25 protein-coding genes are annotated in these 18,738 nt (G+C 65.7%); 9 read left to right on the top strand and 16 right to left on the bottom strand.

Annotation, left to right across the window (positions count from 1 at the left end):
- Nucleotide 1 precedes the first annotated feature (1 nt).
- The 14 genes from EH199_RS10725 to EH199_RS10660 are packed head-to-tail and all read right to left on the bottom strand — an operon-like array spanning nucleotide 2 to nucleotide 9,829.
- Nucleotides 2-841, bottom strand: coding sequence for a flagellar motor protein MotB (locus EH199_RS10725; RefSeq protein WP_124809253.1), 840 nt, complete (start codon nucleotides 839-841; stop codon nucleotides 2-4).
- Between the two features lie 15 nt (nucleotides 842-856).
- Nucleotides 857-1,720 (bottom strand): flagellar motor stator protein MotA, encoded by an 864-nt coding sequence (gene motA, locus EH199_RS10720; protein ID WP_124809252.1) that lies wholly within the window; start codon nucleotides 1,718-1,720, stop codon nucleotides 857-859.
- Between the two features lie 43 nt (nucleotides 1,721-1,763).
- Entirely contained in the window at nucleotides 1,764-2,684 is a 921-nt protein-coding gene (locus tag EH199_RS10715) for a flagellar biosynthesis protein FlgL (RefSeq protein WP_124809251.1), read from the bottom strand.
- 4 nt (nucleotides 2,685-2,688) lie between these two features.
- Nucleotides 2,689-4,029: a flagellar hook-associated protein FlgK gene (gene flgK / locus EH199_RS10710; protein WP_124809250.1), complete on the bottom strand. Its 1,341-nt coding sequence runs from the start codon at nucleotides 4,027-4,029 to the stop codon at nucleotides 2,689-2,691.
- A 6-nt stretch (nucleotides 4,030-4,035) separates the two neighbouring features.
- On the bottom strand, nucleotides 4,036-4,353 hold the full coding sequence (locus EH199_RS10705; RefSeq protein WP_124809249.1) for a rod-binding protein: 318 nt from the start codon (nucleotides 4,351-4,353) through the stop codon (nucleotides 4,036-4,038).
- Complete coding sequence (locus EH199_RS10700; RefSeq protein ID WP_124809248.1) at nucleotides 4,350-5,459, bottom strand: flagellar basal body P-ring protein FlgI; 1,110 nt, start codon at nucleotides 5,457-5,459, stop codon at nucleotides 4,350-4,352. The genes EH199_RS10705 and EH199_RS10700 overlap by 4 nt, the downstream gene beginning before the upstream one ends.
- A gap of 20 nt (nucleotides 5,460-5,479) precedes the next feature.
- Nucleotides 5,480-6,169: a flagellar basal body L-ring protein FlgH gene (locus tag EH199_RS10695; RefSeq protein ID WP_190287228.1), complete on the bottom strand. Its 690-nt coding sequence runs from the start codon at nucleotides 6,167-6,169 to the stop codon at nucleotides 5,480-5,482.
- A 5-nt stretch (nucleotides 6,170-6,174) separates the two neighbouring features.
- The gene (flgG, locus tag EH199_RS10690) at nucleotides 6,175-6,963 is read right to left on the bottom strand and encodes a flagellar basal-body rod protein FlgG (protein WP_124809246.1); all 789 of its coding nucleotides are present in this window, start codon (nucleotides 6,961-6,963) and stop codon (nucleotides 6,175-6,177) included.
- 14 nt (nucleotides 6,964-6,977) lie between these two features.
- Nucleotides 6,978-7,721, bottom strand: coding sequence for a flagellar basal body rod protein FlgF (locus EH199_RS10685; RefSeq protein ID WP_124809245.1), 744 nt, complete (start codon nucleotides 7,719-7,721; stop codon nucleotides 6,978-6,980).
- A 9-nt stretch (nucleotides 7,722-7,730) separates the two neighbouring features.
- Entirely contained in the window at nucleotides 7,731-8,525 is a 795-nt protein-coding gene (locus EH199_RS10680) for a flagellar hook-basal body protein (RefSeq protein ID WP_124809244.1), read from the bottom strand.
- 27 nt (nucleotides 8,526-8,552) lie between these two features.
- Entirely contained in the window at nucleotides 8,553-8,834 is a 282-nt protein-coding gene (locus tag EH199_RS10675) for a flagellar hook assembly protein FlgD (RefSeq protein ID WP_124809243.1), read from the bottom strand.
- Nucleotides 8,834-9,250, bottom strand: coding sequence for a flagellar basal body rod protein FlgC (flgC, locus tag EH199_RS10670; protein WP_124809242.1), 417 nt, complete (start codon nucleotides 9,248-9,250; stop codon nucleotides 8,834-8,836). Before flgC ends, EH199_RS10675 begins: the two co-directional genes overlap by 1 nt.
- Before the next feature lie 2 nt (nucleotides 9,251-9,252).
- Complete coding sequence (gene flgB, locus EH199_RS10665; protein WP_124809241.1) at nucleotides 9,253-9,600, bottom strand: flagellar basal body rod protein FlgB; 348 nt, start codon at nucleotides 9,598-9,600, stop codon at nucleotides 9,253-9,255.
- On the bottom strand, nucleotides 9,560-9,829 hold the full coding sequence (locus EH199_RS10660) for a hypothetical protein (protein ID WP_124809240.1): 270 nt from the start codon (nucleotides 9,827-9,829) through the stop codon (nucleotides 9,560-9,562). Before EH199_RS10660 ends, flgB begins: the two co-directional genes overlap by 41 nt.
- On the opposite strand from EH199_RS10660, the gene EH199_RS10655 reads away from it, so the two are divergent.
- The 9 genes from EH199_RS10655 (at nucleotide 9,815) to EH199_RS10615 (ending at nucleotide 17,029) form a co-directional block, all read left to right on the top strand.
- On the top strand, nucleotides 9,815-10,540 hold the full coding sequence (locus tag EH199_RS10655; protein ID WP_124809239.1) for a MotA/TolQ/ExbB proton channel family protein: 726 nt from the start codon (nucleotides 9,815-9,817) through the stop codon (nucleotides 10,538-10,540). The genes EH199_RS10660 and EH199_RS10655 overlap by 15 nt on opposite strands.
- Nucleotides 10,537-10,986, top strand: a complete 450-nt coding sequence (locus tag EH199_RS10650; protein WP_124809238.1) for a hypothetical protein — start codon at nucleotides 10,537-10,539, stop codon at nucleotides 10,984-10,986. Before EH199_RS10655 ends, EH199_RS10650 begins: the two co-directional genes overlap by 4 nt.
- On the top strand, nucleotides 10,986-11,573 hold the full coding sequence (locus EH199_RS10645; protein ID WP_223806611.1) for a flagella basal body P-ring formation protein FlgA: 588 nt from the start codon (nucleotides 10,986-10,988) through the stop codon (nucleotides 11,571-11,573). The genes EH199_RS10650 and EH199_RS10645 overlap by 1 nt, the downstream gene beginning before the upstream one ends.
- Before the next feature lie 89 nt (nucleotides 11,574-11,662).
- Entirely contained in the window at nucleotides 11,663-11,965 is a 303-nt protein-coding gene (gene flgM, locus EH199_RS10640) for a flagellar biosynthesis anti-sigma factor FlgM (RefSeq protein ID WP_124809237.1), read from the top strand.
- On the top strand, nucleotides 11,962-12,312 hold the full coding sequence (locus EH199_RS10635) for a flagellar protein FlgN (protein ID WP_124809236.1): 351 nt from the start codon (nucleotides 11,962-11,964) through the stop codon (nucleotides 12,310-12,312). The genes flgM and EH199_RS10635 overlap by 4 nt, the downstream gene beginning before the upstream one ends.
- 157 nt (nucleotides 12,313-12,469) lie before the next feature.
- A complete protein-coding gene (locus EH199_RS10630; protein ID WP_124809235.1) occupies nucleotides 12,470-13,333 on the top strand; it encodes a transglycosylase SLT domain-containing protein in 864 nt (287 codons plus the stop codon).
- Nucleotides 13,334-13,339: 6 nt separating this feature from the next.
- Nucleotides 13,340-15,457: a flagellar biosynthesis protein FlhA gene (locus tag EH199_RS10625; protein ID WP_124809234.1), complete on the top strand. Its 2,118-nt coding sequence runs from the start codon at nucleotides 13,340-13,342 to the stop codon at nucleotides 15,455-15,457.
- Nucleotides 15,454-16,185 (top strand): sigma-70 family RNA polymerase sigma factor, encoded by a 732-nt coding sequence (locus tag EH199_RS10620; protein ID WP_124809233.1) that lies wholly within the window; start codon nucleotides 15,454-15,456, stop codon nucleotides 16,183-16,185. Before EH199_RS10625 ends, EH199_RS10620 begins: the two co-directional genes overlap by 4 nt.
- A gap of 61 nt (nucleotides 16,186-16,246) precedes the next feature.
- On the top strand, nucleotides 16,247-17,029 hold the full coding sequence (locus EH199_RS10615; RefSeq protein ID WP_124809232.1) for an SDR family oxidoreductase: 783 nt from the start codon (nucleotides 16,247-16,249) through the stop codon (nucleotides 17,027-17,029).
- A gap of 25 nt (nucleotides 17,030-17,054) precedes the next feature.
- Here EH199_RS10615 and EH199_RS10610 read toward each other — a convergent pair whose 3' ends face one another.
- Complete coding sequence (locus EH199_RS10610; protein ID WP_370449683.1) at nucleotides 17,055-17,690, bottom strand: L,D-transpeptidase family protein; 636 nt, start codon at nucleotides 17,688-17,690, stop codon at nucleotides 17,055-17,057.
- Nucleotides 17,691-17,905: 215 nt separating this feature from the next.
- Nucleotides 17,906-18,700 carry a transglutaminase family protein gene (locus tag EH199_RS10605; protein WP_124809231.1) on the bottom strand — a complete coding sequence of 265 codons (795 nt, stop codon included), beginning with the start codon at nucleotides 18,698-18,700 and terminating at the stop codon, nucleotides 17,906-17,908.
- Nucleotides 18,701-18,738: the final 38 nt, after the last annotated feature.

Genomic DNA, 18,738 nt, shown 5'->3' with positions numbered 1-18,738 from the left:
GTCAGTTCACCAGCAGGATGGAAATCCGGCGGTTGCGCGGATCGGACGGGTTGTCCTTCACCAGCAGTTCGCGGTCGGCGACGCCTTCGATCCGGCGGAAGCGGCTTTCGGCCACGCCCTGGTGCATCAGTGCCTGTCGCGTGGCTTCGGCGCGGCCGGCGGAAAGCGACCAGTTGTTGGCGGCCTGGCCGGGCTTCCACTGCACCGAATCGGTGTGGCCGCGCACGGTGATGCCGGATGGATCGGGGCCGATCGCCTGGCCGATTGCCTGCAACAGTTCGGTCGCGTCGGGCGTCAGCAGCGTGGTGCCGAGGCGGAACATCGAGAAGTTGGCGTCGTCGACCAGGTCGATGCGCGTCCCTTCGGTGGTGTCCACCATGCGGACCTGCCGGGCAAGCTGGCGCAGCTTGGCGTTGGCGGCCAGCTTTTCCTGCAACTTCTTCTCGACGGCCGTGCGTTTGGCCTTCGAGCCGCCGTCCTTGGCGCCGCCGGTGGCGTCGCGCGGCACGGTCAGAGTCTTGGTGCCGGTCTGCGCGGCCTTGTGCGGATAGTTGTCCGCGTCGGTGATCGAGGAGCCGCCGAGCAGGCCATAGGAGCCGGCTTCGCCTTCCTTCATCTTGACCAGGGTGGGCGTGAAATAGTCGGCAAGGCCCTTGCGCTGCTTCTCCGTGGTTGCGCCCAGCAGCCACAGCAGCAGGAAGAAGGCCATCATCGCGGTCACGAAGTCGGCGTAGGCGACTTTCCACGCGCCGCCATGGTGCCCGCCGGCTACCACCGTCACCTTCTTGACGATGATTGGCGCCGGAGGCGGCTCGTTCTTGCCTCTGGGAGGTTTGGCCATGGGTTCAGCCTTCCCTTAGCGGCCGCGCAGCGCGTCGAGCAGTTCGGACAGGCCGGGGCGGAAGGCGTGGCCAAGACCCGACCGCGCGCTTTCCACCACCAGCGGCTGCGGCCACCCGTGAAGCGAAGCGATGATGACCTGCTTGACCGCCTGGAAGATCATCTCGTCCTGATCGAGCACCTGCTTGAGGCGGCTCGCCAGCGGGGCGACGATGCCATAGGCCAGAAGCACGCCCATGAAGGTACCGACCAGCGCCGAACCGATCATGCCGCCCAGGATGGCCGGCGGCTTGTCGATCGAGCCCATGGTCTTCACGACGCCCAGAACCGCCGCGACGATACCCAGCGCGGGGAGGGCGTCGGCCAGGCCCTGCAGCGCGTGCTGCGGTTCGGCTTCTTCATGGAAGTGCGTCTTCATCGCGTGATCCATCACGTCCTCGACGGCGTGCACTTCCAGCGTGCCGGAGGAGACGACGATCAGGGTCAGCGTATCGCAGATCAGCGAAATCAAAGGTTTGTTGGCGAGAAGTCGCGGGAATTCCGCGAAAATCGGCGAGCTGGCGGGATCGGTGACATGGCTTTCCAGCGCCACCGGCCCGTCCGACCGCAGGATCTTCATCAGCTTGGTGCACAGGATGATCGCGTCGATGTGATCCTGCTTGGTGTGCTTCGGCCCCTTGAACACTTTGGCGAAACCGCCGCCGATCGCCTTCAGCTCGTGCATCGAGTTGCCCGTGACCAGCGCGCCGACAGCCGCGCCGCCGATGATGAGCATTTCGTGCGGGATCGCCTCCATGACCGGCCCCAGCGCGCCGCCAGTGATGGCAAAGCCGCCGAAGACCATGACCAGCAGGATAATGATGCCGATACCAGCGTACATGGAAGTTCAACCCTTCAGAATTCGAAAGCGGTGTGGTTCGGGATCAGCTCAACATGCTGAACAGCGAGAGGCCCGAAAGCTTGGTGAAGCTTGCCTGGCTGGCTTCGAGCACGGTCGAAAGTTCCTGCAGCCGCGTGAAGGCTTCGGTGATGTCGGTGCCACCGATGTCCTTCTGTTCGGTCGCGCGCGATGTGGCCATCGCGGTCTGCCGCTGGACGTTGATGTCGATCCAGGACAGTCGCGAACCGACCACCGTTTGCGCGGTGGTGACCGAATCCAACCCCGCCTGGAGCGACGTCAGCGCATTGTTGGCGGCGGTGGTGGCCCCGGCGCCCCCCGCGTCGAGCGCGTCGGACAGGGTCTTCACTACCGACATGATGTCGGTCTGCGTCCCGTTCACGTTGAACGACAGAAATTCCGGACCGGTCACGCCGCGCGTGACGGTCTGCCCGTCGCCGAGCGCAAGCTGCCCGGCCGAACCGGTACCGATATAGGAGGCGTTGCCCGAAGCATCGACAGTGTAGGCATCGCCGCCCGTCTGGCCACCGAACAGCGCGTGCCCGGCGGAATCGCGCGTATTGGCAAGCGCCACCAGGTTGCCTTGCAACTGCTTCAGCTCGGTGCTGATGCTAGAACGCTGCGTGTCGGACATCGTGCCGCTCGCGGCCTGCGTCGCCAGCTGCTGCACGCGGATGATCGTGTTGGAAAACTCGGTCATTGCCGAATCCGCCAGATTGAGATCCGATGTCGCGCGGTTGGCGGCGTCGGTATCGATCTTGGACAGCGTGTCGGTGCGCGACAGCGCGCGTAGCCGTGATGCCGCGACCGGATCGTCCGACGAGGTCGTCAGCCGATTGCCCGAACTGATCTGCGTCTGCAGCTTTTCCGCCTGGGCGCGAAGCGACGTGAGGTCGAGCGTCGAGCGGCTGTAGAACGCGCTGGTGCTGGTAGCGAAAGTGGTCATGATATCACCTGATGCCTATCAGCGTGTCGAAGATGTTGGAGGCTACCTGCATGACGCGCCCAGATGCCTGGAACGCCTGCTGGTAACGGACGAGATTCACCGCCTCGCTATCGAGATCGACGCCGGACTGTGCGGCCAGCGTGGTCTTGGCGGAATCGGAAATGGTCTTCAGTGCGTCGCGCGTCACCGTGCGGCCCGATACGGCCGACGAGACGTCGAACAGGATCGAGTCCATCTTGCCTGCCGGGTCGGCGTTGCCGAGTGCGTTGCGCAGCGCGTCAAGGTTCGTCGTGTCGAGGCTCTTGGCCGCTGAGCCAGCCGGAGCCGTGGCGATTTGCGAGCCGTTTGTCAGCGCCAGCGAGAAACTGGCCGCATCGGTGCCGGAGAACATGGCCACGCCGGGGTTGCCGTCCACGTCCACGCCGCCGGTCTGGACGCCGTTCACCGTGGTGACGATGTTCGCCGCGAGCGCATCGAGATCGCCATGAAGCTGCGACAGCTTGCCGAGCGCGAGGTTCTGGCCGGCCAGCGAACCGCCGGAAAGGGCAACGCTGGCGCCCGACGCTGTCGAGAACGTGATCGTGCCGTCCGCGGCAGTCGCGGCGGCCAGCGCGTCGGTGGACCCGCCGTTGACGATCGCGGGGCCGGCGGCGCCGCCGATCTGCACTTTCACGGTGCCGTCCGGCGAGAACGTGGTCGCGATGTCGCCGTACTGGCTCATCTGCTGCAACAGATTGTCGCGCTGGTCGAGCAGCGAGGTCTGGTCGCTGGTCGCGTCCGATGCCCGCGCGAGGCGGACGTTGGTGCGGGCCAGTTCCTGCGCCAGGCGGTTCACCTCGGTCACGCCCGCGTTGGCTTCGAAGTGCAGGCCGTTGCCCACCGCGTCGAGCTGCTGCGAGGCGATCTGGAAGGTGTTGGTCATCGTCCGCGCGCTTTCCACGACGGATGCGCGCAGAGAACTGTCGGTCGGATCTTCCTTCAGCTTCTGAAGGGTGGATTCGAACGACGTGATCGAATCATAGACGTTGGACTGTTCCAGCGCCGTTTCGACGTTGCTGAGGCCGGTTACTTCCGCATCGGCGCGCGCCGTGTCGGAGCCGGTCCGGCGCACTTCCGATTGCCGGAAGGCATCGGCGTTGCGCACCACCTGGCTGACGCGGACGCCCGACAGCGAAACGTCGGACGTCTGTCCGAAATAGCCCGTGGTCGAAACCTCGGACATCTTGGCCGTGCGGCGGACATAGCCTTCCGTCGACGCGTTCGCGATGTTCTGGGCGGTGACGTCCAGCGCGATCCGCGCAGCTTTCGCGCCGCTGCGGGCAATCGAGAGAAGGTCTGACGACATCGCCGGTTACTCCTTTTTCGCCGAAGCCTGCGGGAAGCGGGCGGCAATTTGCGCCTCGATCTGCTTGGCGAAACCAAGCGTGCCCGTCTTGGAAGCGATGTCGGCGAACTGTTCATCGCGCATCGTGGTAAATGTTTCGTTGCCACGGCCCGCGAAAGGATCGTCCTCGCCGGCAAAATTCGTCTTGTGGGCCGCCGACAGCATCTGCCGCAGGAAAATCGCCTCGAAACCCTGCGCCGCCTGGCGCAATTTCCCGCGCTCGGTCGAGAGGGCGTCGGTGGCGGCGGATACCACGCCGCCGACGTTGATAGGGAGAATGCTCATATCACCACCATTTCCGCCTTGAGCGATCCGGCCTGCTTCAGCGCTTCCAGGATCGCGACGAGGTCCGAGGGCGTGACGCCCAGCTTGTTGAGGGCATCGACGATCGACGACAGCGAGGCGCCCGGCTTGAACAAGGCGACGTGCGCCTGCTGTTCCTGCACGTCGATCTGGCTGTTCGGCGTTACCGTGGTGCGGCCGTTGCTGAAGGGCGCGGGCTGCGAAACCTGGGGCTTTTCGTCGATCTTCACCACCAGCTTGCCGTGGCTGATCGCGGCCGGCGCAAGGCGCACGGCGCTGTTGATCACCACGGTGCCGGTGCGGCTGTTGACGATCACGCGCGCGGGGGTTTCGGCCGGGTTGACCTCGATCATCTCGACCGCGGCCATCGTGCTCGCACGCGCGTCGGCGCCTTCGGGCAGGTGCAGCGCCAGGGTCACGCCGTCTTCCACCGAAGCCATGCCGGGATAACGCGCGTTGATCGCGTCGCGCACGCGCGATGCGGTCAGGAAATCGGCGTTGAACAGGTTCCAGCGCAGGATCGGGTTGTCGTCGAAGCCGGTGGCGACCGCGCGTTCCACGCTGGCGCCCTCGGCGATCCGGCCGACGGTGGGAATGTTCACGGTGACTTGCGAACCGTCCTTGGCGGCGACGCCCAGGCCGCCGACAGCCAGGTTGCCCTGCGCCATCGCATAGATCTGCCCATCCGCGCCGTAGAGCGGCGTCATGATGAGCGCGCCACCGCGCAGCGACTTGGCCTTGCCCAGCGTGGAGACGGTAACGTCGATGCGCTGGCCCGGCTTGGCGAAGGCGGGCAGGTCGGCGGTGATGAGCACGGCGGCTGCGTTCTTGAGGCCCGGCGACACGCCCGGCGGCAATTGCACGCCAAGCCGGCCAGCGGTGCCTTTCATCGCCTGCGTCAGGTACTCAAGATTGTCATCGCCCGTTCCGGCCAACCCGACGACGATGCCGTACCCGGTCAGCTGGTTGGTGCGGACGCCCTGGAACGCGCCCAGATCGCGCACACGCTCGGCATGGGCCGCCACGGGGGCGACAGTAGCGAGCGCGGCGGCGAAGGCGGCGGTCAGGGAAAGAAGCAGGCGGCGCATGACGGACCTCGAGGAAAGCCTCAGAAGGGGCTGAGAATGTTGAAGAACTTGCTGAGCCAACCTTCACGGCTGGCCCGCTGGATCGCGCCGTTTCCGGCATATTCGATCCGCGCGTCGGCGACTTGCGTCGAAACGAGGCTGTTGTTCTGGTCGATGTCGCCAAGGCGCACGATCCCGGAAAACTGAACCCATTCCTGACCCTGGCTCAACAGCAAGCGCTTTTCCCCTCTGACGAGGGCGGTGCCGTTCGGTCGCACTTCCGCGATCGTGACGGACAGCGAACCCCCGAGAGAGTTCGTCTGCGCGGCATTGCCCTTGCCATTGAACGACGATCCGGCCGACGCTTTAAGGGCGTTGGGGTCAAGAAACGACAAAGGGCCTGCACTCGGCGGTACGATATTGGCGCTGCCGGCACGGTCGGTCTTGGAACTGGCCGACTTCGAGGTGGTCATCTGTTCGACCAGCACGATTGTCAGCGGATCGCCGACCGCGTGGGCGCGGCGTCCTTCGACCAGACCCGCATACCCAGCCGACGCATTGAAGATGGCGCCATCCGCGGGGCGCGGGGCGGGCTGCTGCGGCAAGGTGGCGCCGAAGCCGACCGGCGGCTTGCGACCGGCCCATGCCGGGCCTGCGACGTTCAGCGCGAGCAGCGCCGCACCGACAAGCAGGGCCTTGCCGGCGCGCGCGCGATTGAAGGGAGCAAGCATCATGGTCACAGCGTCTGGTTCGCGTTCTTGAGCATTTCATCGACGGCGGAGATCATCTTGGAGTTGATCTCGTAGGCGCGCTGGGTCTCGATCATGTCGACCAGCTCCTGCACCACGTTGACGTTGCTCGCTTCGAGGAAGCCCTGCTTGATGTGGCCGCGGCCGTTGTCGCCGGGAATGCCGATCTGCGCGGTGCCGCTGGCGGCGGTTTCCATCAGGAAGTTGTCGCTGCTGGCGCGCAGGCCTGCCGGGTTGGCGAAGCTGGCGACCGTCAACTGACCGAGCTGCGTCGGTTCGGCATTGCCCGGCAGCGTGGCCGATACAGTGCCGTCCTGGGCAACCGTGATCGCCGATGCGCCTTCCGGAATCGTGATCGTGGGCTGCACGACATAGCCCTGCGCGGTGACGAGCTGGCCTTCGGCCGAACGGCTGAAGTTGCCCGCGCGGGTATAGGCCAGCTGACCGCCCGGCAGAGTCACCTGGAAGAAGCCATCGCCATCGAGCGCCAGATCCAGCGCGTTGTCGGTGTTCTGCAGCGATCCCTGCGATTCGATGCGCGTGGTCGACTGGATGCCGACGCCGGTGCCGAGGTTAAGGCCCGTGGCATAGGCGGTTTCGTTCGACGATTGCTGGCCGGCGACGCGCGCGTCCTGATAGGCCAGCGTGGCGAAGTTGGCGCGATCGCGCTTGAAGGCGGTCGTCCCGACGTTGGCGAGGTTGTTCGCGATCACGCGCATCCGCGTGTCCTGCGCCTCAAGCCCGGTGCGGGCGACGTGAAGGGCTGAACTGGGCATCGTTCGGTACTCCGTTAGCTGCTGATGCGCATGAGCGCGGCGCTGTTTTCATCGACCTCGCGCGCGGTCGAGATCAGTTTGGTGCGGATGTCGAAGCTGCGTTGCGCCTCGATCATCTGGACCAGGACGTCGGCCGGATTGACGTTCGACTGCTCGAGCGATCCGGTCACCACGCGGGCATCCTCATCGCCGGGCAGCACGCCGCCGCCTTCGACGCGGAAGAAGCCGTCGATGCCCTTCTTGATGGGCGACCCATCGGTGCTGACCAGCTTGATCCGGTCCACCACCTGCGGCGGCGTGTCGGGCGTCGCCGGGTCGGCGGCCATGACGCTGCCGTCGGGCGCGACGGTGATCTTCGAACCGAGCGGCACGGTGATCGGCCCTCCACTGCCGATCACCGGCCGCCCGTCGCCATTGACGAGCAGCCCGGTCGCGTCGACCGCGAGATCGCCACGACGGGTATAGGCCTCGGAACCGTCGTCCGCCTGGACCGTCAGCATGGTCTTGCCGTTCATCGCGATATCCAGCGGATTGTTCGTCGCGATGATCGCTCCCTGCTTCATGTCCGCGCCATAGACCTCGCCGTCCGTCATGGCCCGCGCCTCCAGGCTGGGGCCTTTCAGAGTCATTGGCGTGGTCGTGAGCATTTCGGCACGGAAGCCCACGGTCTGCGAGTTCGCCATGTTGTTGGCGATCATCCGCTGCTTCGTCATTGACGTGCTCATGCCCGAATAGGCGGTGTAGATCAGGCGGTCCATGGTTTAGCCTCAGCTCCGCAGGTTGATCACGGTCTGCGAGATCTGCGTGGCCGTATCGATCGCCTTCGCGTTCGCCTGGAAATTGCGCTGGGCCGTGATCAGCCCGACCAGTTCCTCGGCGATGTCGACGTTCGAACGCTCGACCGCGCCGGCGAGAAGCCCGCCGTACTTGCCGGTCGAAGGCGTGCCATAAGCGGCCGGGCCGGAAATGCCGGTCGCGCTCCAGTTCGAGGAGCCTTCCTGGCGCAGGCCGGTGGGCGTGGTGAACGAGGCCAGCGCGACCGTGCCGATCACGGTGTTCGAGCCATCCGCGTAGGACGCCGTGACATCGCCGTTCTCGGCGATGGTGATGCCGGCATATTCCGAACCGGCGCCGTTGGTCAGCGGGATCTGCGCGTCGGTCAGCGTGGAGCCGCCCGGAGCATAGATCTGCAGGCGGTTGTTCGTGTCGTCATGGATATAGCCGCTGCTGTCCAGGTCGAACGAGCCGTTGCGGGTATAATAGGTGTTGCCCGTCACCCCATCGCGCGTGGTGAAGAAGCCTTCGCCCGTGATGGCGACGTCGAGCGCGTTGCCCGTCAGGTCGGTGGCGCCGGCCTTGAAGTTCTGCTTGATCGCCGAAACCTGCGCGCCGATGCCGATGGTCATGGTCGGCGAGGTCTGCGCGGTGGTGGCCACGATATCCGCGAAATCGGTACGGCTCGATTTGAAGCCGTTGGTTTCCGCGTTGGCGATGTTGTTGCTGATGACGCCAAGATCGGTCTGGGCGTTCTTCAGGCCGGTGAGTGAAGTGTAGAAAGACATGGTGGAGGTCCTTTCCGGTTGAAGGTCTTAGCTCGCCGTGCCCGTGAGCTTGGTGTTCAGGGTGGCGATCTGGCTGGAGATGGTCTTGAGCGTGCTGCTCATGTCGTTCGAGGTCGAAAGGCTCGAGAACTGCGCGAGCTGCGCGACCATCTGGGTGTTGTCCACCGGGGCGGTCGGGTCCTGGTTCTGAAGCTGCGTGGTCAGCAGTTTCAGGAAGTCACCCGCGCCGAGCGAACCCCACGAGTTCTTGGCGGTGGACGTGTTGGTCGTCGAACCGGTGCCCGACGTGTTGGAAACGCTGCTGGTCATTATTTCATCCTCATCGTATCGAGCATCAGTTGCTTGGCGGTCTGCATCGCTTCGACAACATTCTGGTACTGGCGAGAGCTTTCGAGCATCTCGACCATTTCCGCACTTTCATCGACCGGAGCGGACCAGACATCGCCGTTCTGGTCGGCGAGCGGGTTGTCCGGCTGGTGATCCTTGATCGGCGTCGCCGACGAACGGTACACGCCGTTGACCTTGACGGTGGCGAGGCCCGTCGACCGGTCCAGTTCTTCGGAGAAGACGGGACGCAGCGGGCGGTAGGCCGTGCTTTCGCTGGACGAGACCGTGCCCGCGTTCGCGAGGTTCGATGCCGCCGCGTTCATGCGCACGAGCTGCGCGGACATCGCGCGGCCGGCCACGTTGAACAGCGTCATGGGGGAGGTGTTTGGGCCTGCCATGGTTATTCGCCCTTGAGCGCGCGCGTGACGGTGTCGATGCGTCCGCGGATGAAGGAGAGTGTCGCGGTGTATCCCACCGCGTTTTCGGCGAAGGCGGTCTGCTCGGTCGCCATCTCGACGGTGTTGCCGTCAAGGCTGGGCATGACCGGCACGCGATAGCGCGTGGCCGATGCCATCGCCTGGTCTTCGCTCGCGCCGGTGGCGCGCGCCTTCAGCGCCGCCTGGAAATCGATGTCCTTGGCCTTGTAGCCTGGTGTTCCGGCGTTCGCGATGTTGGACGTCAGCAGGCCCATGCGCTGCGACCGCAGCTCAAGCGCCTTGCCATGTATCCCGAAAAGACTGTCGCTCATCGTCGGTCAGCTCCGCATAGGTGTTGCCGACATCGATTTCGCAAGCATCGTGCCAAATCGTTTTGTCGCTCCCGGACATCGTCCAGCCGGCAAAATCGCGGCGCATTTCCGGCAAGGGTTTGCCGTTTCGCGGCAGGGACCGGCAAAGTTCGGCCACTCCCTGAAACCTCGGAAAACAAAGCCGTTCTTCGCCCCGAGCAGGAGTTCCTGATCCATGGATTTCACGCATTTCTACAATCCCGCCGCCGCCGTCATCGTCTTTGGCGGCACCGCGCTGGCCGCGGTGCTGCGCTGTGGCCTGACCGCGACCGCCACGACGGGGAAGGCGCTGATGGACCTGTTCCGGCCGCGCTTCCGTGCCGATGCCGTCCGCGCCGTCCTGGCCGGGCAGGCTGCCGACATTCGCGCGAACGGCCTGCTGCGCGCACAGCCATGCCGCAGCGGCGATCGCGAGTTCGATGAAGCCACCAACGCCATGCTGTCGGCCCGGTCGGTCTCCGGCCTGCTGGAAAAGCACGAGGCCTTTCGCGCCACGCGCGGGACGAAAGCGGGCGAGGCGGCGGGGATGCTGGCGCAGGCGGCCGATCTGGCGCCGGTGTTCGGCCTTGCCGGAACGCTCGTATCGCTGACGCAGCTGCCGGCCGACGGTGTGGCACGCGGCGCTTTTTCCAGCGCCATCGGGATGGCGGTGCTGACCACGCTTTACGGGCTGATCTTCGCCAATCTGGTGCTCGGTCCGCTGGCCAAGATGGTCGAGCGGCGCGCGCGTGACGAAGAAGCAGCGCGTCAGTCGGTGATCGACTGGCTGGTTCAGCAGGTCGCGCTCGCCACGCCGCGCCATGCGCGCCATGAGGCGGATCACCATGGTGGCCACACCGCTGCGCGCCACGGTGCGGACGAACATGTCGCGGCGGCGACGCGTGCGGGGGAAGCGGCATGATCGTTCGCCCGTCGACCGGCTGGCAGACCATTCTGGCCGACCTGTCGATGATCCTGTTCATGATCGCGGCTTCCGCGCTGGCCAACACGCCGGAGAAAGCGCAGCCCGTGGCGAAAGCCCATGCCGCCGCCGCTCATACCCCGCCGCCGGCACCCGTCCAGGCCTCGGTTCGCGCCGAGCCGGTGGGCGTGTGGTCCGATGGCGCGGGCGCTCCGCCTTTGGCGCAATGGCTTGCCGATCAGGGCAGCGATCCGCGTTTGCGCGTGACGATCGTGGTGCGCCATGGCCCCGGCGACCAGGCGGCCGCGTTCGCGCGCGCCGCGGCGCTGGCGCAGAGCGCGGGCGAACGCGGCAAAAACGCGCGCGTTGTCGTGGAGCCGGGCATCTCGCGCGGGGCTACGGTCACGCTTGGCTTCGATACCGAAGAAAGCGCATCGGCAACCTGATGGATGGCACGATGTTTGCTTATTTGCGTGAGACACTTACTTATCCGGGGTCCTTACCCATGACGCGCAAGATTCCTTCTTTTAGCTTTATGGCCATGGCGCTGGCTGGCGCCGCGATCGGCACGCCGGCACAGGCCCAGCGGGCCGGGCTTGCCGATCTGACCGATATCGACATCGCCGTGGCGCGCTTTACCGGTTCGCCGATCGGCGTGCCTGGGGGCGCTGCCTTGCCGGTGGATCGCCGGATGCGCCTTGCCGCCTGCCGTGCGCCACTGGCGCTCTCCTGGCGGGGCGGCACGCGCGATAGCGTGATCGTTCAGTGTCCGGACGCCGGCAGCTGGCGCATTTTCGTGCCGTTGGTCGGCCTTGCGCCGGCAACCCGGCAAGAAGCTGCCGCCCCGGCGGTTCTGCGCGGCGAAGCCGTGACGGTTTCCGTGACGGGCGAGGGCTTTGCGGTTTCCCAACCCGGAGAAGCCATGGATTCCGGGGCTGTTGGCGCGTGGATACGGGTCAAGACCTCGGCCAAATCCGACCCCGTGCGGGCGCAGATCGTGCGTCCGGGGCTGGTGGAACTACCGATCGAATGACCGCCATTCGGCAATTTTTTTCCGGGTGCCCTTAACGCACCCGCTTCAACGCCGTTCTTGGGCATGAGAAACGCTATAGGAGCGGGACCATGCCATCATTTGAAATCGGACCGACGCGCCCGGTTGGCGCGGTTCAGGTCAAGACTTTGAACACCGAGACTGGCCTGCAATCGGTCAAAGCGGACGATCAGCCGGCAACCCCCGGCAGTGTGGCTTCCTCCACACCGCAGGTGGAAACCAGCGAAGCGGTCAAGGCCGGCACTGCGCCGGTCAACTCCGAACGGGTTGCGGAAATCCGCAAGGCGATCGAGAGCGGCCGCTATCCCCTGATCCCCGCCAAGATCGCTGACGCGATGATTGCCGCCGGTATGCTCTGGAGGAGCCCGCAATGAGCCATGAAGCCGCCGTCCGTCCCATCGAAATGCGCGACACGCTGCGGCAGATGGTTGCCGTCCTGCAAAAGGAACGGCACGCGCTTGCCGGCCTTGACGTGGATGCGATCATGGGATGCGCGGTGGACAAAGGCAACCTGTGCGGGCGCCTGGGTGAAGCCTCGCCGGATCTGGTCGATGAGGAATGCCGTGGCCTGCTGGATGCGGCGCGGCGCCTCAACGAAGCCAACCGCCGCGTGCGCAACCTGATCGCCTCGAACGTTTCGGCCCGGCTGGACGCGATGGTCGGTGCGCCGACGCTTTACAACGCGCACCGCTCGACCCGCCGGCTGAACTACCGCGCCTGACATTTATTTTCCTGCGCCCCTTAATCGGGGTGTTTGGCACGATCTTTGCTGGTCCCTTTCCTGAAGCCGCTTTCGAAATTCGGAAGCAGCGTGACGGAAAGGGATTTTTGTGAGTTCAGTCCAGTCTCCCGCCGGGCCGGCCGCATGGGCCGCCGCCATGGACGGAACAACCGGGCCGGGCGATGTGCGCGCCGCCATCTCGCGCGCCGCACAGGCGACGGGGGTCGACTTCGGCTACCTGCTGGCGCAGGCACGGCTTGAATCCGGCCTCAATCCCAACGCGCGCGCGCGCACGTCCAGCGCCACCGGGCTTTACCAGTTTACCAATTCCACCTGGTTGCGCACGCTGGACAAGCATGGCGCGGACCATGGCTATGACTGGGCCGGCAGCGTCATCGAGAACGGCAATGTCCGCGATCCGGCGCTGCGCCAGCAGATCATGTCGATGCGCTCCGATCCGCAGCTTTCGGCGCTGATGGCGGGCGAACTGGCGAACGACAACCGCAACTATCTGTTCGGCGTGCTGGGTCGGCAGCCCGGGAATTCCGAACTCTATCTCGCGCACTTTCTCGGCGCGGAAGGGGCGGGACGCTTCCTGACCGCCATGGCGACCGATCCCTCGCAATCGGCAGCGGCACTGTTGCCGCAGGCCGCGGCTTCGAACCGGTCGATCTTCTATGACGATAGCGGCGCGCCGCGTTCGCTGCAGGGGGTGATGAGCCTTCTCAGCGGCCGCCTTGCCGCCGCCGGTGGCGCGACGGGCAGCGACATGGCCTGGGCCGGCGGCTATTTGCCGGCAGCGTCCGGCAACGTCATGCCGGTCGATAGCACGCCCACGTTCACGGGTGGCCCGATCGCGCAGGAGTTTCAGGCGACGGCCTATGCCGCCGGCCAGCAACCGGCCCGTCCGGCTTCCTCGATGGCGGACACGCTGCGCGATGCCTTCGCGCTGAACGACGCTTCCGCCACGCCCAGCCATGTCCGCGCCGCCTACGACCGGCTCCGCTCTTTCGGACTCTAAGCCACGATGCTCAAGCGCCTAGGCTCACCCAGTGCTCTCGCCTTGCCGGCGGGGATTCTCACGCTCATCGTCCTGATGATCGTGCCGATCCCGTCGTTCATGCTCGACGTGTTCTTCGTCCTCAACATCGCCCTTTCGGTGGCGATCCTGATGGCCTCGATGAATGCCGAGAAGCCGCTGGATTTCTCGTCCTTCCCATCCGTCCTCCTGTTCGGCACCCTGTTGCGCCTGGCGCTCAACGTCGCCTCCACGCGCATCGTGCTGGTAAACGGGCATCAGGGCGGCGCGGCGGCGGGCCATGTGATCGAGGCGTTCGGCGCCTTCCTGATCGGTGGCAACTTCGCCGTCGGCCTGTTCGTGTTCATGATCCTGATGATCATCAACCTGATGGTGGTGACCAAGGGTGCTGGCCGCGTTTCGGAAGTGTCCGCGCGCTTCACCCTGGATGCCTTGCCGGGCAAGCAGATGGCGATCGACGCCGACCTTGCCGCCGGCCTGCTCACCGCCGACGAAGCCAAGGCCCGTCGCCGCGAAGTGGCGACCGAGGCGGACTTCTACGGTTCGATGGACGGTGCCAGCAAGTTCGTGAAGGGCGATGCCATTGCGGCCCTGCTGATCCTGGCGGTCAACATCATCGCGGGCTTCTGTCTGGGCATGATCAGCCACGGGCTGACCGCCGGCGATGCCGCGCAGAAATACGTGACGCTGGCGGTTGGCGACGCGCTGGTGGCGCAAGTCCCCTCGCTGCTGCTCTCCATTGCCGCTGCCGTGATCGTGACCCGCGTGTCGGATACCCGCGACCTTGCCGGGCAGATCGGCGGCCAGCTCGCCGATCCGCGCACCTGGCTGCCGGTTGCGGTGATCCTGGGCGCGATCGGCATGATACCGGCGATGCCGCAGTCCATCTTCCTGCCGGCTGCCGGACTTGCGGGCTGGCTGTGGTGGGCGCTGAAGAAGCGCGCCGAACGCCCCGCGCCCGAAGTGGTCGAGGAGGAAATCCCGGTCGATCCGTCGCGCATCACGCTCGAAGAGGTCAGCGACCAGACGCTCGTCACCATCGAGCTGGGCTATGGCCTTGTCCATCTGGTCGACGACCGGCGCGGTTCGCCGCTGGTTGCCCGCATTACCGGCGTGCGCAAGCAGCTCAGCCAGACCTTCGGCTTCATCGTGCCGCAGTTCCGTGTGCGTGATGCGCTCGATCTGCCGCCGAACGATTATCGCATCGTGCTGGGCGGCGTCACACTGGGCGGGGCGAGCATCAAGGGCGAGAAGATCCTGGCCATCGATGTGGGCGAGGCCCGCGAGAACCACGGGCTGCAGGGCGATGCCACGCGCGATCCCAGCTTCGGCTGCCCGGCGCTGTGGATCGATGCCGCTCAGCGCGACCATGCCATCGCCGAAGGCTTCCTGACGGTCGATGCCAGCACGGTCATCGCCACGCACCTCAACCAGCTTCTCGGCGAACGCCCACAAGTGCTTCTGGGACCGGACGAAGTTCGTGCCATCTTCGACGCGGTCAAGGTCCGTGCGGCCGGCCTGGTCGAAACGATCTATCCGCAGCCGCTGTCGCTGGGCGCCGTCACGCGCCTGTTCCATGCGCTGCTGGAAGACGGCGTCAGCATCGCCCATCCGCTGCCAATCCTGTCGGCCTTGAGCGAAGCGGTGTTGCAGACGACCGAGCACGATCGCCTGGTGGACATCCTGCGCGCCCGCCTTGGCGCGATGATCGTCGCGCGGGTGTGCGGGCCGAACGATCGCCTGCCGGTGTTGACGCTCGACGGTTCGCTGGAACAGATGATCGTGCAGGGGTTGCAGGACCCGGTAACCGGCCAGCCAGTGATCGAACCCGATCTTGCGCGCGGGATCGGCGAACGGGTGGCGCAGATCATCAGCGATCGCGGGCCGACTGCGTCGCCGGTGGCGCTGGTGGTCCAGCCCCGCGCGCGCCGTGCGCTTTCCGCGCTGCTGCGGATGCGTGCGCCGACCTGTCTTGTCATTTCGATCTCCGAACTGCCGCCGACGCAGCCGATCGAGGTCATTTCCGTCATCGGAAACGAGGCGCCCAGGCCCGTTCCCGCGCTTCCCCAACCGTCAGTGCTGCACCCCGAGGGCCTTGCTGCATGAAACATGATCAACGTCGATTTGCCGCCGCGCGTGCCTACCGTGACGATACCGCGGATCGTATCCGCCGGTTTCTGCCCATGGTCCGGCGCCTGGCGTGGCACATCCATGGGTCCGGGCGCGCCGGCATGGAACTGGAAGATCTGGTGCAGGCCGGGCTGGTCGCCTTGACCGAATGCGCCCAGAAGCACTCCGGCCCGACAGAGGACGGTTTTGCCGCCTATGCCAAGATGCGCGTGCGCGGGGCCATGGTCGATCTGGTGCGCCGCGTGACGCCGCTTTCGCGCAGCGTTTCCGAACGGCGCAGGATGCTGGCCGATCATACCGCGACGCTGCGCAACGAACTGGGGCGCGATCCCACTGACGCCGAACTGGCCGCCGCCATGGGCCTTACCGACCAGGAGCTTGCCACCTTGCACGCGGGGAGCGAACCAGTGCGCTTTGAAACGATCGATAGCGCCTATTCCGACAGCGACCCGGCTTTCGCCGACGACCGCCCGGACAGCTTCGCCTTGCTGGCCGACGAACAGATGCGCGCGCGGGTGGCCTTCGCCATCGCCGCGTTGCCGGAACGGCTCCAGCTCGTGATCCAGCTCTACTTCGTCGAGGAACTGAACCTTGCCGAAATCGCGCAGGTGCTCGACGTCAGCATTCCCCGTGTCCATCAGCTCAAGGCGCAGGCGCTCGAAAAGCTGCGCGCGGCGCTGGGGGACGAGGCCGACATTCTCTGATCGGCTCTTGCCGCATCGTCTCCCATGATTTAATCGATCGGTTAAATCATGGGAGAGCAAGATGCGGATTGATGCGGGCGTGGCCGCCGTCGTTACCGGCGGCGCTTCGGGACTGGGGCGCGCCACGGCAGAGGCGCTGGCCGCCAGCGGAGTCCAGGTCGCGATCTTCGATCTGAACGAGGAACTGGGCCAGGAGGTCGCGAGCGCGATCGGGGGCTTGTTCTGCAAGGTCGATATTACCAGCGAACAATCGGTGGTGGCCGGCTTCGAAAAGGCGCGCGCCGCGCACGGGCAGGAACGCGTCTGCGTCCACTGCGCCATGGCCAACCGCAAGGGCAAGACCGTCGGCCGCAACAAGGAGACCGGCGAGTTCGTGCGCCTTTCGACCGAAGACTACGAATTTGCTGCGCAGGGCATCCTGATCGCCAGCTACCGTGTCGCCTCTTTGTCGGCGCTGGGCATGGCCGGGCTGGACCCGCTGGAAGATGGCGAACGTGGCACCATCATTCTCACCGCCTCGGTCGCCGCGCAGGATGCGCAGGTGGGGCAGGTCGCCTACGGTTCGCTGAAGGCTGGCGTGAACGGCCTTGTGCTGCCGATGGCGCGCGATCTGATGGACCTTGGCATCCGCGTGAACTCGATCATGCCCGGCATCTTCGGCACGCCGTTGCTGGGCCGCCTGCCGGAAAAGGTGCTGGATGGCCTCAACGCCTCGGTCCCGTTCCCGAAACGGCTGGGCAAGCCCGAGGAATTCGCCTCGCTGGCGATGGAACTGGTGCGCAATTCCTATTTCAACGGCCAGAACATCCGCCTTGACGGCGCGATCCGGATGGCGCCCCGCTGATGCCCATTCGCCTATGCCGCAAGGCTCAGGCGCCCGATGGCGTCTGGGTCTGCTGCTCCACCACGATGGGATCGCCCACGCCGATGCGCTTGCCGTCGGTGATGATGACCTTGTCGCCCAGCTTTGCCTGTTCGAACAGGCGCTTGGCAAAGGCATCCGGCACGCCGATGCAGCCGTTGGTGGCATAGCCCTTTTCCACCTTGCTGCCGTGGATCGAGACGCCGTCGTTGGTCAGCCGCAGCATGTAGGGCATCGGCGCGTCATAGATGTTGGAAACGTGATCGGCGTCCTTCTCGGTGATCGGGAAGACGCCGACAGGAGTGGGCTTGTCGCCATAGCCCTTGAGGATCGCGGTCGCGCCGATCTCGTGGCCGTTGCGGAACACGGAGAGGGTGCGCGCCGCGAGATCGACCGTCACGACCAGCGGTCCTGGCTCGCCCTTGCTTTCGTCCCAGAAGAACTGGCCGAACTTGATCGGTTCGTCGATTTTCAGGATCGACTTGACCACAAAGGGATCGTCGGCCGGCGGTTGCGGGACGGCGGCGTTAGCGGCAGGCTGTGGTGCCGTGGCGGCGGGTTTGGCCGGCGCGGGCTTCGCTGCCTCGTCCTTGTGGGGGAAGAACACCTGCGCCGCATCCTGGCCCACGTGGAACGCCAGCATCGAGGCGAGCGACATGGCAACGAAACCGGCGGGCACGCGAATCCAGCGCTTGCGCAGCAGGTTCATCGGTCCGTCGTCTTTCACAGGTGCCGGCCTTTCATCGCCTTCGGTCGCGAACCGTGCGTCCATGCTTCGCGCTGCCTTGCGCACGGCTTAACATACAGGGCTGAAAGGGAAGTAAACCCGATTGTTCCTCCCGCTATCGGCGGCAGCCGTTACTCGCTGCGGACGGTGATGTCCTTCGATACAAGGTCCATCGTGCCGTAGCTGGTGAAGAAGCTGGCGTCCGCCGCATCGCGCCCCACGCCGATCACCGCGAAGGCGTCGGGCGTGATCATCCCCGTGGCATCGACGATGCGCCAGCTTCCGCCCTGGCCCGCCGGATCGGCAAGGAATACCTCGGCCACGGCGTGAAAGTCCTGCGGCGATACACCGGGGCCATAGCCGGACGCGAAACGGGCGGGGATGGCCGCCGCGCGGGCAAGGGCGATCAGCGTATGGGCATAGTCGCGGCACACGCCCCGTCGCTCGACGAAGCTGTCCAGCGCGGTGGTCGCGGAATTGCTCGATCCCGGAACGTAACGGAAGTGGCCGGCGATCCAGGCGCGCATCGCCTCCACCTTCGCACCGCCCGCCAGTGCGCCGAATTCCTCCTGCACGAAGGGCTGGAGCCGGCTGGCCGGGCAATAGAGCGAATCGAGCAGATAGGGCACCGCCTCTCCCGGCAGGCGGTGCGGCGGCAGCCCGGCTAGCGACGCCAGGTCGAAATCGTTGCGCAGCACTTCGATCCGCGCATCATAACTGACCGAGAATTCGCCGTCGTGGTGAACCCATATCCTTTCGCCGATGCCATCCTGTGCCCCCACGCGCAGAAAGTGCGGGGTGGGCGTGCTGGCGATGTTTGCGGAAAGGATGGACTGTTGCGAGGTCGGGGCCGCTTCGATCTGGAGCAAGGCATCGGTTGCGCCATACATGCGGCAGGAAAGGCGGGTGGCTATGGTGAGGATCATGATCGCTCCAATGGTTTGACCGCCCATGCGTTCCGATG

The organism is Novosphingobium sp. LASN5T (genome assembly GCF_003856955.1).
Taxonomy (GTDB): Bacteria; Pseudomonadota; Alphaproteobacteria; order Sphingomonadales; family Sphingomonadaceae; genus Novosphingobium.
This window is presented reverse-complemented; position numbering and strand designations above follow the sequence as displayed.

What these genes read in the sequence shown, in the direction of transcription:
- EH199_RS10725 (WP_124809253.1), bottom strand. Translation starts at nt 841, where the DNA reads ATGGCCAAACCTCCCAGAGGCAAGAACGAGCCGCCTCCGGCGCCAATC.
- motA (WP_124809252.1), bottom strand. Translation starts at nt 1,720, where the DNA reads ATGTACGCTGGTATCGGCATCATTATCCTGCTGGTCATGGTCTTCGGC.
- EH199_RS10715 (WP_124809251.1), bottom strand. Translation starts at nt 2,684, where the DNA reads ATGACCACTTTCGCTACCAGCACCAGCGCGTTCTACAGCCGCTCGACG.
- flgK (WP_124809250.1), bottom strand. Translation starts at nt 4,029, where the DNA reads ATGTCGTCAGACCTTCTCTCGATTGCCCGCAGCGGCGCGAAAGCTGCG.
- EH199_RS10705 (WP_124809249.1), bottom strand. Translation starts at nt 4,353, where the DNA reads ATGAGCATTCTCCCTATCAACGTCGGCGGCGTGGTATCCGCCGCCACC.
- EH199_RS10700 (WP_124809248.1), bottom strand. Translation starts at nt 5,459, where the DNA reads ATGCGCCGCCTGCTTCTTTCCCTGACCGCCGCCTTCGCCGCCGCGCTC.
- EH199_RS10695 (WP_190287228.1), bottom strand. Translation starts at nt 6,169, where the DNA reads ATGCTTGCTCCCTTCAATCGCGCGCGCGCCGGCAAGGCCCTGCTTGTC.
- flgG (WP_124809246.1), bottom strand. Translation starts at nt 6,963, where the DNA reads ATGCCCAGTTCAGCCCTTCACGTCGCCCGCACCGGGCTTGAGGCGCAG.
- EH199_RS10685 (WP_124809245.1), bottom strand. Translation starts at nt 7,721, where the DNA reads ATGGACCGCCTGATCTACACCGCCTATTCGGGCATGAGCACGTCAATG.
- EH199_RS10680 (WP_124809244.1), bottom strand. Translation starts at nt 8,525, where the DNA reads ATGTCTTTCTACACTTCACTCACCGGCCTGAAGAACGCCCAGACCGAT.
- EH199_RS10675 (WP_124809243.1), bottom strand. Translation starts at nt 8,834, where the DNA reads ATGACCAGCAGCGTTTCCAACACGTCGGGCACCGGTTCGACGACCAAC.
- flgC (WP_124809242.1), bottom strand. Translation starts at nt 9,250, where the DNA reads ATGGCAGGCCCAAACACCTCCCCCATGACGCTGTTCAACGTGGCCGGC.
- flgB (WP_124809241.1), bottom strand. Translation starts at nt 9,600, where the DNA reads ATGAGCGACAGTCTTTTCGGGATACATGGCAAGGCGCTTGAGCTGCGG.
- EH199_RS10655 (WP_124809239.1), top strand. Translation starts at nt 9,815, where the DNA reads ATGGATTTCACGCATTTCTACAATCCCGCCGCCGCCGTCATCGTCTTT.
- EH199_RS10660 (WP_124809240.1), bottom strand. Translation starts at nt 9,829, where the DNA reads ATGCGTGAAATCCATGGATCAGGAACTCCTGCTCGGGGCGAAGAACGG.
- EH199_RS10650 (WP_124809238.1), top strand. Translation starts at nt 10,537, where the DNA reads ATGATCGTTCGCCCGTCGACCGGCTGGCAGACCATTCTGGCCGACCTG.
- EH199_RS10645 (WP_223806611.1), top strand. Translation starts at nt 10,986, where the DNA reads ATGGATGGCACGATGTTTGCTTATTTGCGTGAGACACTTACTTATCCG.
- flgM (WP_124809237.1), top strand. Translation starts at nt 11,663, where the DNA reads ATGCCATCATTTGAAATCGGACCGACGCGCCCGGTTGGCGCGGTTCAG.
- EH199_RS10635 (WP_124809236.1), top strand. Translation starts at nt 11,962, where the DNA reads ATGAGCCATGAAGCCGCCGTCCGTCCCATCGAAATGCGCGACACGCTG.
- EH199_RS10630 (WP_124809235.1), top strand. Translation starts at nt 12,470, where the DNA reads ATGGACGGAACAACCGGGCCGGGCGATGTGCGCGCCGCCATCTCGCGC.
- EH199_RS10625 (WP_124809234.1), top strand. Translation starts at nt 13,340, where the DNA reads ATGCTCAAGCGCCTAGGCTCACCCAGTGCTCTCGCCTTGCCGGCGGGG.
- EH199_RS10620 (WP_124809233.1), top strand. Translation starts at nt 15,454, where the DNA reads ATGAAACATGATCAACGTCGATTTGCCGCCGCGCGTGCCTACCGTGAC.
- EH199_RS10615 (WP_124809232.1), top strand. Translation starts at nt 16,247, where the DNA reads ATGCGGATTGATGCGGGCGTGGCCGCCGTCGTTACCGGCGGCGCTTCG.
- EH199_RS10610 (WP_370449683.1), bottom strand. Translation starts at nt 17,690, where the DNA reads ATGCTGGCGTTCCACGTGGGCCAGGATGCGGCGCAGGTGTTCTTCCCC.
- EH199_RS10605 (WP_124809231.1), bottom strand. Translation starts at nt 18,700, where the DNA reads ATGATCCTCACCATAGCCACCCGCCTTTCCTGCCGCATGTATGGCGCA.